This is a genomic window from Rhizobium sp. BK491, from assembly GCF_014194925.1.
Taxonomy (GTDB): domain Bacteria; phylum Pseudomonadota; class Alphaproteobacteria; order Rhizobiales; family Rhizobiaceae; genus Rhizobium.
The window spans coordinates 604,456-616,404 of record NZ_JACIAR010000003.1; the positions used below are offsets into that span (position 1 = coordinate 604,456).

General features: G+C 58.6%; 11 protein-coding genes. 4 read left to right on the top strand and 7 right to left on the bottom strand.

Features of this window, described 5'->3' with window-relative positions; translation table 11 throughout:
- Window positions 1–120 precede the first annotated feature (120 nt).
- The 3 genes from FHX05_RS17210 to FHX05_RS17220 all read left to right on the top strand — a co-directional run bounded on the left by FHX05_RS17210 (window position 121) and on the right by FHX05_RS17220 (window position 2,690).
- A complete protein-coding gene (locus FHX05_RS17210; protein WP_162700996.1) occupies window positions 121–300 on the top strand; it encodes a hypothetical protein in 180 nt (59 codons plus the stop codon).
- A gap of 336 nt (window positions 301–636) precedes the next feature.
- Entirely contained in the window at window positions 637–1,218 is a 582-nt protein-coding gene (locus tag FHX05_RS17215) for a hypothetical protein (protein ID WP_112337363.1), read from the top strand.
- Between the two features lie 407 nt (window positions 1,219–1,625).
- A complete protein-coding gene (locus tag FHX05_RS17220; protein ID WP_183873220.1) occupies window positions 1,626–2,690 on the top strand; it encodes a glycosyltransferase in 1,065 nt (354 codons plus the stop codon).
- Between the two features lie 51 nt (window positions 2,691–2,741).
- Here the strand turns inward: FHX05_RS17220 and FHX05_RS17225 are convergent, their stop codons facing one another.
- From FHX05_RS17225 to FHX05_RS17235, 3 genes are all read right to left on the bottom strand, one after another.
- Window positions 2,742–4,007: a glycoside hydrolase family 5 protein gene (locus FHX05_RS17225; protein WP_183873222.1), complete on the bottom strand. Its 1,266-nt coding sequence runs from the start codon at window positions 4,005–4,007 to the stop codon at window positions 2,742–2,744.
- 76 nt (window positions 4,008–4,083) lie between these two features.
- Window positions 4,084–4,566 (bottom strand): nuclear transport factor 2 family protein, encoded by a 483-nt coding sequence (locus FHX05_RS17230; protein WP_183873224.1) that lies wholly within the window; start codon window positions 4,564–4,566, stop codon window positions 4,084–4,086.
- Between the two features lie 17 nt (window positions 4,567–4,583).
- Entirely contained in the window at window positions 4,584–5,822 is a 1,239-nt protein-coding gene (locus tag FHX05_RS17235; RefSeq protein WP_183873226.1) for a YbfB/YjiJ family MFS transporter, read from the bottom strand.
- 104 nt (window positions 5,823–5,926) lie between these two features.
- Between FHX05_RS17235 and FHX05_RS17240 the strand changes: the two genes are divergently transcribed.
- Entirely contained in the window at window positions 5,927–6,799 is an 873-nt protein-coding gene (locus tag FHX05_RS17240; protein WP_183873228.1) for a LysR family transcriptional regulator, read from the top strand.
- Here the strand turns inward: FHX05_RS17240 and FHX05_RS17245 are convergent.
- The 4 genes from FHX05_RS17245 to FHX05_RS17260 form a co-directional block, all read right to left on the bottom strand.
- Window positions 6,796–8,526: a M14 family metallopeptidase gene (locus tag FHX05_RS17245; RefSeq protein ID WP_183873230.1), complete on the bottom strand. Its 1,731-nt coding sequence runs from the start codon at window positions 8,524–8,526 to the stop codon at window positions 6,796–6,798. The two genes, FHX05_RS17240 and FHX05_RS17245, sit on opposite strands and share 4 nt — an antisense overlap.
- A 6-nt stretch (window positions 8,527–8,532) precedes the next feature.
- Window positions 8,533–9,381 carry an ABC transporter permease gene (locus FHX05_RS17250; protein WP_183714134.1) on the bottom strand — a complete coding sequence of 283 codons (849 nt, stop codon included), beginning with the start codon at window positions 9,379–9,381 and terminating at the stop codon, window positions 8,533–8,535.
- Between the two features lie 5 nt (window positions 9,382–9,386).
- Complete coding sequence (locus FHX05_RS17255; protein WP_183873232.1) at window positions 9,387–10,310, bottom strand: ABC transporter permease; 924 nt, start codon at window positions 10,308–10,310, stop codon at window positions 9,387–9,389.
- Window positions 10,311–10,373: 63 nt separating this feature from the next.
- Window positions 10,374–11,909 (bottom strand): ABC transporter substrate-binding protein, encoded by a 1,536-nt coding sequence (locus FHX05_RS17260; RefSeq protein WP_183873234.1) that lies wholly within the window; start codon window positions 11,907–11,909, stop codon window positions 10,374–10,376.
- Between the last annotated feature and the right edge of the window lie 40 nt (window positions 11,910–11,949).

The window sequence follows — 11,949 nt, forward strand, 5'->3', positions numbered from 1 at the left end:
TCCGGTCCTTTATCGCCGCGTCTTCCCGCAGATCCCCGCCAACCGCTGAAGCGTGCCGTAGCCTTTATTGAGGCAGCGCGCTGGCGCTGGCGGTACTCGCGTCTATGACGTCTTCGTCGATTGTTTCCAGAACGTCTGCTCAATCATATCCGCATTGAAGATGCGGCATACGAACATGATAGCTTCGATCAAGATGCTGCAACAAAGTTCTTGTTCGATCGGCATGGCGACCTGACGAAGGTGGTCGCATCGATGAATACCTATGAATTTGCCGGACAACAAAATAGCGGTCAGCGCTAGCTGCTATCAATAAATTGTCGAGACGGCACAAGTTTTATACTGTCGCGGGTTACTTCGAAGCGAGTATCGCAGCAGCACGAGGGTGTCGAAGTTCCAGATCGGAACGAGAGGCGGCCTGTCCCAGCGAAGGAAAAGATAGGAAATTTGCGCTTCGGGGTCGAAAAGGCGGCAATAGGGCGGCCGAAATGGCGATTTGCCCCGCAATAATAACGGATTATGTTGCCATTATACATCTATCCTTTACATATATGCGGGCATCCCTGTGGAGGAGCTCCGTCAGCTTTTTTGAAGTGATGGCGGCGTGACAAGGAACGCTAACCTGAAGAGATCAGATCAATGGCAAACTTTCTTGAGAAATGGACTTCCAAAAAGGCTGACAAGCCGAAGGCTGGTGCGCGGAACGTTGTTGATACATTTCGTGCCCGAGTAGCGGAGCAGAAGGCATATCTGGAGGAGTACGAGCGCGACGCGGCTGGCTTCAGGAAGTGGCGCTCCACCTGGTTCCAGCGCGTTCCAGGCGGATATGGTGTAACGGTCGGTCGTGACTCGATCAATGCCGGTCGCGGCTTGAGCTATGTCGTCGTCGATACCATCAAGGACGTGGCTGAGTTTCTCGATGATCTCGCCTATCATGCGGAACACGATGTTGGTTTCCAGCAGGCTCTCGAGCAGAACCGCCAGCGTCGTGTCGCACTCCTGAACGCGGCAAAGACGGGAGGCAAGGCAACAACGTCCAAAGCGAAAGCCAAGGCAAAGCCCGCAGCGGCAAAACCGGCTGCCGCCAAGCCCGCTGCCGCCAAGACGTCGACGAGAGCTACCCGGGCAAAGGCTGCTGTGGCAGCTCCCGCACCGGCTGCCGCAGAAGCTGCAAAGCCGAAGCGCACTCGCAGGACGAAGGCCGCCGGCGCGGCAGAATAAAGCTGAAGAAGCCCGCCTCGCGCGGGCTTCATTTTGTCTTCCTTCTGCATGGAGGATTATGCGTCAGTTGAGGTGAGGCGCAGCATCTAGCAGCATCTATGTTGCAGATGCCGTTTCACGGACAGGAAAGAATACTCCGATCGCGATAGGCATAGCTGGCGCTTCGGGCTTTATCGCATGAGTGGATCAGTGAAATTTCCATCATGTGTGTCGGTCATTCAAAAGCCATAAAACTGGTGAGGCTTGGAACGGCAAGATGGATCGGCATGATCCAATAGCCGTTGCTTGATATGTTCGTGAGGCACCAGCCTGCATCACCGCATATCCCTGTTTGCAGCGCGCTCATCCATAAGGACCTGAATGAGAAGGTTCGCCGCAACCAAAGCAGATCTGCGAGGTTCAATGCGATGCATTCCATCCAAGACCGCGTTCCCGTGTCTATCGTCATTGCGAACTATAATTACGCGCATTTTCTGAGGCGCAGTATCGATAGCGCATTGGAACAGGATTACGATGAAGCTGAAGTCATCGTCGTCGATGATGCATCGACCGATGCGACGGCTGATGTCATCGCCTCCTATGGCTCCCGAATAAAGACATGTCTGCGTGAGGTGAACGGTGGACATGCTGCCGCGTTCAACACAGGCTTCACGTCCAGCCATGGCGAGATCGTGCTGTTTCTCGATGCAGATGATTATCTTTATCCGAACGCAGTATCGGAAGTTGTCGAAGCCTGGGAGGACAGGACAGCACAGGTGCAGTTCAGACTGCATATCGTTGACGAGAAAATGCAGGTGAAGGATGTATTCCCGCCTGTCGAATTGCCCTTCGATTCCGGCGACGTCACGCCGGAACTGCTGCGGAAAGGCCGCTATCAGACGACGGTCACCAGCGGTTTGGCATTCAAGCGTTCGGTGCTGGACAAGGTCATGCCGGTGCCCGAGTCGGAGTTTCGGCAGGGAGCGGATGGATATCTTGCCACGGTTGCGCCGCTTCATGGTGAGGTAAGCTCCATCGAAGATTGCCTCGGCGCCTATCGTATTCATGGTGCAAATCATTCTGTCTTCGCCGAAAAGCTCGGACAGCGCGCGCGCTGGCGGATAAAACATGATTTCCGCCGGCTGGAGGCCCTGTCGGATCAGGCAAGCGAGATCGGACTGAACATGCGTGACGATGCCGGCCTCCACGACCCCGTGCATCTGGAGGAGCGTCTGGCATCGCTTTGCATCGACAGGGACCAGCATCCTGTCGCGAATGATTCCAGACTCTCTCTAGCCGCGGCCGGCGCGGCTGCCTGTCTTAAGATGAATGCGTCGCGAAAGCGCCGGCTGATGCTGGCCGGATGGTTTCTTTCCGTCGGCGTCCTGCCCAGGGATATGGCAAAGACTATCCTCTCGTGGAAGCTTGTGGCCTCGTCCCGGCCTATGTTTCTCCTGCGCCTCTCTAAAACCATCAGGCATGCGATGGGATAGCTGGATTCCTGAAGACATGGAGTCTCTTGCGCCAATGAATTGACACTGATCCTATTCGGCCGTGCCTGATTTACGCGATGGTCCCATCAAGGCGTCGACCACGGCCTGATGATGGATATTCCTGTCATAGCGGCTGTCGGTTGCAAGCTGCATCAACCCGGAAAAGGCGGTTCTGGCGGAAGGTTTCTTGCCCTCGCCGCGGAGATAGGCAATCAGGCGACGATAATTTGCATTGGCCTTGATCTCCAGCGGATTGCCGGCACCCATCTTCTTCAATGGCCACCACGACCAGCCGATACCATTCTTCTCCTGCAATTCTACAGCGCGGGCATACCATTCATTGTTGTTTTCGCCGGATTCACCGTTCCAGAGCGGCATGTCATATTGTTCGCGCAGCTTCAGGAAAGGCTCGATCGATTCCTGCGTCGTCGGTGTCCAGTATTTGTGAAAGCTGAGCGCCGTGTTGCGGTCATCGATCGGCAGCACGCCGGCATAATTGTTACCCCAGCAATTGCCCTCGATAATAAGCATATGGTTGGTATCGATCGCGCGGATGGCGCTGATAGTGCGCCGATAGATGTCGCGCAGCGGCCGGTTTTCGGTCTCCCGGCAGCCACCCTTGTCTTTCTTGTCCTGAAAACCCCAATTCGGCTCGTTGAGCAGGTCGTAACCCGCAATCGTCGGCTCGTCCCTGTAGCGACGGGCGATCTCGGTCCACAGCGCGATCATCATTGCCTGGTTCTCATCGCTGTGCCAGAGCGAGGGCTTGTCCGGATCGCGGTCGGAAATGGCGATGTCGTGACCCTGGCCGCCAGGTGCCGCATGCAGGTCTAGGATCAAGTACATGTCATTGGCTTTCAGCCAGCGGATCAGAAGATCGATCCGCCGAAAGCCCTCTTCGTTCCAGACAATGTTCTTGGACGTGTTTCTGCCGTGCTTGTCCTCGATGAAGAGGTTCCAGTGCATCGGCAGGCGCACGCTGTTGAAGCCCCATTTGGCCATTGCGTCGATATCGGCTTTCGTCACGGCATTATCGAGCCAGGATCGATAGAATTGCTCGGTCCTTTTCTCGCCGATGATTTCGGAAATGCGGTGGCGAATGACGTGCTGCGCCTTGAGATTGGCAAGGCCCATCATGTAGCCTTCCTGCACCATCCAGCCGCCGAGGCCGAGACCGCGCAGGATCAGCGGATTGCCCTTGCCGTCGACGATCCGCTGATGATCGGCGCGAACGAATCCCTCGGCATGTGCCGGCGGTGCAAATAACCCCAGGCAGATAATGGACAGGCTGGCGAGCAACAGCAGAAAATGCCTCATGAATCCCAACTCGCGTCAAACTTTGGCGCCATGTGGGCAAGGTAGCGCGCAGAGGGCCAAAATCTCGTGACAACATCTACGCCGGCCGCTCTAATGGTCCGCCGAAGATGATTTCCTGATAGGCAGCAAGCAGGGCAGGTTCCTCGATGGAGCCGTGATGGTGAAGCTGACGCCAGACGCCGTCGATCCGGGTGAACCAGCGTGTCGTTCGAATGCGAAGCTCGATACTCCTGCCGGCCGTGACGCAACTTCCCCTCTCACGCCCGACGAACAGGTGCCAGTCATCGCCGCCCTGGCTGGTAAAATCGTGGAATGCGACCTGGACTTTCGCCTTTCCACGAAACAGCTTCGCATAGCCCTCACGGATCGACGACCATCCGCGCCGGATGCCTCCGATCGGATTTTCCATGCTTGGCTTGTCGCCATCGGCCCAGTTGGCAGCGAGTGCTTCCAGGTCGGCGGTATTGAAGGCGCGATAGAAGCCGATAAGGGCATCGAGTGCACTGCCTTCGCCAAACATGTTTTCGCTGCCGGCAATCTCAGTCAAAAGTTCTGCCATGTCCAATTCTCCTGCTGTTATGAATCATGATCCTGGGCGTGTTCCCGCGGAGTGCGGATAAACACTGCGACGGAGAGGTCGATCGCCAGAGCGAGAATCATTGCGCTGGCTCCGATCAAGAAGAGCACGCCGTAGTTTCCACCGGTTTGGGCGAAGACGAAGGAAAGTCCATAAGCCGCTGCCGCCTGAAACAGGGCGAAGAATACGGTTGCCAGGCTCCACGCGACTTTCTGTTGCGCCGGATGGTGTGGCAGCAGCTCTGCGATCCTGCCGAGCATCAAGGGAACCGTGCCGGTTACGAAGGCGCCGACGATCAGGCTCGAGGCGATGAGCCACGCCTGCCCGAGGCCAGAGGCGGGAATGGCGACTGCGAAAGCCTCGAGAAAAAAGGCAAATCGCAGCGCTCCGGCAAAACCGGTGCGATCAGCCAGATGGCCGGCAAGGATCGGGCCGATGGTGGCGCCGAGGCCAAACAGCACCCAGTATTCCGCGCCGACCTGCAAGCCCTGTCCCAATCCGCGGGCAACGAAATCCACGAGGAAGATCATGTGCGGAACCCAGCCGGCGGCATTCAGCGCATATTCGATGTAGAGCGCACGCAGCGTCCAGCGTTTCGGGACATGCATGGCATTATGGCTTGTGGCGGTGTGGCCGGCCACATCGTGCGGCCATCCGGCCCAGGCAATGATCGCGAGCAGCAGCGATAGGGCGCCGAGGCCGAGCCATGTCTCGCGCAGCCCCTGTTGCAGCAGCAGGGGAACCAATGTGCCCGATAGTGCGACGCCAGCGCCGATGCCCATAAAGATTATACCGCTGGCAAGCCCTCGGCGAGATGGTGCGATCAGCGGCAGGACGGTCGGCGCTGCCAGAACCATCAGGGCGCCACCGGCAAAGCCGGCTGCAAAACGCCACGCAAAGAACCATGAAAAGCTGACGGGAAAGGCGCAGGCAAAGAAGGCTGCCGTTGCGGCAAGCATCATGATCCTGAGTGTCAGGACGGTGGAAGCACGTGCGGCGATCGTCCGCCCGAGCAATGCGCCGACCAGATAACCGGAAAGATTCGCGGCACCGAGATAGGCAGCCGCCGAGGCTTCGAACCAATGCGCATCGACGATGGCAGGCAGAAGCGGTGTATAGGCGAAACGAGCAAGGCCGATGCCGATCAGGCAAGCGCAGAATGCCGACAGGATGGCACGCCATGCCATTCGGGCATTCTGATGGTTCCGGTCGGTTTCATGCGCGGCAGTGTCGGTCATGGGAACTCTCTCAGCTATCTATGCTTGAGAGAATACGCGATGCGTTATATCATAAAAAATGAATTATTATGAGAACAGCTATCTCTATTGGAGATAAGACGAAGATGGACGTATCCGATCTCAGGGTATTCGAAGCGGTATCGCGGCATGGCAGCATGAACCGGGCGGCGCAGGAGCTGCACACTGTTCAATCGAATGTGACGGCGCGGATCCGGGCATTGGAAGAAGAGCTGGGTGTCAGCCTGTTCCAGCGGCATGCAAGGGGCGTGTCGACCACACCGGCGGGACAACGAATTCTGCCATTTGTCGGTCGCATCACCAAGCTTCTGGCCGATGCCCGCACCGCCGCCAAAGATGATGGCGAGCCGGGCGGGACGCTTTCAATCGGCAGCCTGGAAACAACCACGGCGCTGCGATTGTCGCCGCTCTTGGGCCGGTTCGCCAAGACCTATCCACAGGTACGTCTTGTGGTGACAACAGGTACGACCCGCCGGCTGATCGACGATGTCGTTTCATGCCGGGTCGAGGGCGCCTTCGTGGCGGGTCCCGTCAACCACCCCGATCTCGATCACGAGGTGATCTTTCAAGAGGAGCTTGTCCTCGTTACAACGCCTGCCATTCGTGGAATGAAAGATCTGGCCGGCATTGTCGATCTGAAGACTATTGTCTTCCAGATCGGATGCTCTTACCGCCAGCGGCTGGAGTCGCTTCTTGCCGAGATGGGGATCGTCACCTCGAAGCCGCTGGAATTCGGTTCTCTCGACACGATCATAAGCTGCGTGTCGGCCGGCGTCGGCATCACTCTTCTGCCGAGAGGCGTCGTCGCTGCCGCCGCCCGGGAGGGCAGGGTCGCAATCCATGCGCTTCCGCCGGAGCGGTCGCTGGTGGATACGCTCTTCGTACGCCGAACGGACGCCTATACGACGAGCGCTATGACCGCCCTTCTCGATATGCTCGGTTCGACGCGTACGGCCTAGCTCGAAGCCATGATTTCCTGCCAGGCGCTATAGGCGGAAAGCACTGTTTCCATCTGCGCGGTATGACCGGCGATGAATGCGTCGCCATAAATGGTCTCGTCCGGATATTCGGTTATCAAGGTCATAGGCACCGTATGGCGATCGTCGATATTGGCGAGGCAGGGGAAGCCGTTGATGATGCGGAAGCCTGTTTCGCCGGCATGTATTTCATAGAGTGCGATCTGGCGGTCGTTGTAGTCCAGCAGACCCGGTATGGCGCCGAGGTGCCGGGTGACCTTATCGAGAAGCTGCTCCGCCTGAGCGGCCCAGCCGGAATGATAGCGAGCAATCAGGAAAAAGCCCTTGGGCAGTGTCCACATGGCGAAATTGCGCGGGACATAGCCGGAGAGCGGGCGCGTCCATTCATGGGCCGGGTAGCCGTGGAGATTGACGTGCAGCCGCGCTCCGCTCAGCCTTTCCGCCTGGAAGCGGATTTTCTTTTCAAAGAGGTAGGGACCGGCGGTCTCTTCGGTCCGATATTCGAGATCGTCGCCGAGCGCGGTATAGCGGGCGGCATGATACATGTGGCGCGGGCTGTCCAGGCGCAGACGCTGATGTAGAGCGTAGCCGTCGGGATTTTCGAGCGGCGAGATGGTGAAATGCGCGCCTTCGATCTCGGCAAGCCGACGGGCCGCACGCAGAGCTCCCGCGCCACCGGTCGTCTCGTTGGCGTGCTGTCCGCCGCTGATCATCACGGCTGCATCGCGGCCCTTGATATAGCGGGCTTTGACGGTGCGGCCGGAGCGAGTAAGGGCCTCAAATGCTTCGCCGCCAATCTCTTTGAGTTCGGCCTCGATCTGCTGCACGGCCACAGGTTCCGTTGCGGTCTCGATCTGCTGTTCGGCTCCATCCCAATAGCGAGACGTCAGCGGCTGCGTTTCCACTCGGACGAAAATATCGCCGGAGGAGGGCAGAATCTGCGGAACGATCTGCCCCGGCTTCAAGCCGCGGTCACCGAGCGGCCGTCCGGATTTCTTCTGGAAGAATTCGAGCAGCGAGAAATAGAAGTCCTCGTGCAGCGCCTCGCGAAGGCTCATGACTTCGTCGCCGACAGGCAGGGTCTCATCCAACGCCGGCAGGGCAACGCGAATGTTCAGTTCCTCGAAATAGGGTTCGCTTGCGCCCCAGTCGAAGTGCGTGACCGCGTTGATGGTCTCCTCGAAGAGCTGCTCATAGTCCGTGGCGAGCCGGTCGCCCGCCGCATTGCCGTTCCTCATGAGCCAGCCGGTCGGGGAAACGCTCGTTTCACCGGCGGCATCAATATGGACGCGATTGGGCGCGAGCACCTGCAATCGGCGTTCCTGGCCGGCATTGCCTTTCAGCAGAACGTCATAATGAAAGTCGCTATCGGCTCTTGCGACAAAGGTGATCTCGCGATTTCCCATCATTGCAGCGAGCGGATATGCTTCAAGGCGAAAGCGATTATCCGGTGCGTTGGGATGAACCGGATAGCGGATCTCGATCGCATTCACATCATGCAGGTCGATTTCCTCGATAAAGGCATTGACCAGCGGCTTGTAAGCGCTGCGGATGCGGGCCTGTACGCCTTTTTCCCAGAGTTCGCGCTCTGCCTGCTGGCGGCTTTCTATGTCATCGAAGGTCCAGGCTTCGAAGTTCTGGCCAGGCTTGGCATCGGCAACAAGGCGCGACAGTGTGCGCTCAAAACGTCTCTCGAAAATCATAGCCATGATATTCTACCTTGTCGTTCTGCCAGTCGGATCGAGGCTATCGCGCAGCCAGTCGCCGAGCAGATTGAGACCGAGCACGGTCAAAAGGATTGCAAGGCCAGGGAAGAGGCTCACCCACCACGCCGTCTGCAGATAGGTGCGGCCATCGGCCAGCATGCCGCCCCAGCTCGGAATTGTCGGGTCGACACCCATGCCAAGGAAGGTAAGGCTGCTTTCCAGAAGGATGTTGTTGGCAATGTTCAGCGTCATCAGCACGATCACCGGTCCCAGAAGGTTCGGCAGCAGATGCTGGAAGATAATGCGCCAGTCTTTGACGCCGATCGCGCGTGCCGAGAGGATGAATTCGCGCTCGCGCAGGCTCAGCACCGAGCCGCGCACGAGACGTGCATATTGCACCCATTGCGAGACGATCAGCAGGATGATCGTATTGGTGAGACTGCCGCCGACGATGGCGATGAAGGTAATGGCCAGGAGAATGAAGGGCATGGCGAGCTGGATATCGGCAAAGCGCATCAGCAGCATGTCCCAGATACCGCGATAGTAACCCGCGGCAAGCCCCACCAGCACGCCGAGCACCACGCCGCCGATCACGGAGGTGAGGCCGACACTCAGCGATATCTTGCCACCTGCGACGACGCGGGCCAGCACATCGCGCCCGAGCGGATCGGTGCCGAAGGGATGGGCGAGGCTGGCGAAGGGTTTTGCAAGCCTTGCCATTAGATCGATTTTTTCGGCGCCGCCGGGAAAGAGCACATCGGAGAGAAGCACGGCAAGGCAGATGATGACGGTGATCAGGGCTCCAGCGATGAATTCGAAGCTGTAGAAACGCGAACGGCGTGAAATCGTGGCAGCCATCAGCATTACTCCGTGCGAATGCGGGGATCGACGAGGCCATAGGCGATGTCGACGAGAAGGTTGACACCGACGATGAACAGCGCCAGCACGGTGATCACGCCCTGCAAGACCGGATAGTCGCGGGCGCCGACGGCGTCGAATGCCAGTGTGCCGAGGCCGGGCCAGTTGAAGACACGCTCGATGACGACGATGCCGCCGAGCAGGCCGCCGAACTGGATGCCGAAATAGGTAATGAGCGGGATGGCGCAATTGCGCAGGGCGTGCTTGTAGAGCACCTTGCTCTCGCTGAGGCCCTTGGCGCGCGCGACCATGATATATTGCGATTGCAGCGTTTCCAGCATGGCGGTGCGCACCAGGCGGACGTTCGTCGCCGTCAGGATCACGCCCATCGTCACCGCCGGCATGACATAGCTCGAAATCCCGACCATGCCGCTCGGCGGCAGCCAGCCGAGCGTGACGGAAAACAACAGCACCATCATCAGCGCCAGCCAGAAATTTGGGAAGGAAAGGCCGAGCAGCGAGAGAACGCGAATGATCTGGTCTGCCGTCTTTCCACGTGCCATCGCCGCCTTGATACCGAGCGGGATGGAGAGCGCAATCGAGACCACCATGGAAATGAAAGCAAGCAGCAGCGTGGCGGGCAAGGCATTGGCGATCAGTTGAGAGACCGGCGTACCGCCGGTGAAGCTGCGGCCGAAATTGAGCGTCAGCAGTCCCTTCAGGAAGGTGAAATACTGCACGAGGAAGGGCTGGTCCGTGCCGAGGGCCGTACGGATACGCGCAAGATCCTCTTCCGTCATGCTGCCGCCGCCCTGAAACATCATCACGGCAGGGTCGCCCGTCAGTCGGATGGCGAATGAGACGAGAAGGGTGATGGCGATCACGACGAAAATCGCCTGCAGTAATCGCTTGATGAGAAAACCGGCCACGTTCTTACCCCGAGAGCTTTCGGATGACGCCGCCGGGCGGGCCGGCGGCGTCTTGCTGGATGATTAATCGACGGTGACTTCGTTCAGCTTGATGCGCGTATCGGGAGCGGGCACGAAGCCCTTGACCCGCTTGCTGACGCCGTAGATCGCATTGCTGTTGTAGAGCGGCAGTTCGAGCGTCTTGTCGGCGACATATTTGCCGATGTCCTTGAGCACCTTTTCGCGCTCGGCGCGATCGGTGAGCGGGCGCTGCGATTCCAGGAGCTTGTCGAGAGCGGCATCCTTCTCATAAGGGTTCCACTTTTCGCCGGAGTGGTACATCGAATAAGCGGTGTTGTCGTAGTCGAAGGTCCAGCCGCCCCATTTCTGCTGGAACATCGCGCCGGTCTTGCCCTGCGGAATGATGTCGTTCAGCAGAACGTTTGTTTCATACGGCTTGATGGTTGCGGTGAGGCCGACCATCTGCAGATAGCTTGCGACGACCTGCGCCACCTCGTTCATCGTCGCGTCGTTGCCCCGAATGTCGATCTGCAATGCCGCGCCCGGCTTCACGCCGGCTTCGGCAAGCAGCTTCTTGGCGCCTGCCGGATCATAGGGAAGTGGCTTCAGATCGGCATCGTAGCCGAAGGACAGAGAGTTCTGGAAGCTGACGATTTCTGTGCCCTGGCCAGCTAGGATCGACTTGACGATCGTGTCACGGTCAACGGCCATGATGATCGCCTTGCGCACGCGCGGATCGGCGGTGATGCCGTCGCGAGTGTTGAAGCGCAGTGCATCGACCGTCGGGCCGGGAACGCTGGCGATCTCGAGCTTGGAATCGCCCTGAATGACCGGCAGCATGCCGATCGGGATGGTCGGCGGGATGACGATATCGACGCGGCCGGCTTGAAGCTCGGCAACGGCTGTCGCCGGCTCGCTGATGAAGCGGTATTCAAGCTCGGAAATCTTTGGCGCGCCGCCCCAGTAATCCGGATTGGCTTCGAGCTTGATGTTCACCTTAGGGGTATAGGAAACGAACCTGAAGGCGCCGGTCCCGACCGGGTTGAGGTTGAAATAGTCCTCGCCTTTTTCCTTGATGTATTTCGGCGGAACGATCATCGCGCCATAGCCGGCAAGCTTCGTCAAAAGCACTGGATCGGGCGTCTTCAGCTTCATATCGACCGTGTAGTCGTCGATGATGTCGACGCTTTCGATCGCCGTGTAGTTCGAACGCTGCGGTCCCTTCGCGCCCTGTTCGCCGAGCAGGCGGTCGAAGGTAAACTTCACCGCTTCGGCATTGAAGGGCTCGCCGTCATGGAATTTCACGTTGTGACGCAGCTTGAAGCGGATGCGCTTGCCTTGATCCAGTTCTTCCCAGGATTCGGCAAGGCCCGGTACCAGCTTGAGATCGGGGCCACGATAGGTGAGGCCGTCGAAGATGTTGGTCGAAACAGCGGCCCATGCCACCAGGAAGGTGTCGATCGGATCCCAGCTGCCGGGATCCTGCGACGACGACACCGTCAGCTTGCCGGCCGCGAAAGCGGGAGCGGCGGTGATGGCGACGCTCGACATGACGAGTGCGGTCAGAGCGGTCTTCAATCCCCATTTCATTCTTTTCATTGAACCTGTTTCCTCTTCAGATCGATGCGATGGTTGGCGG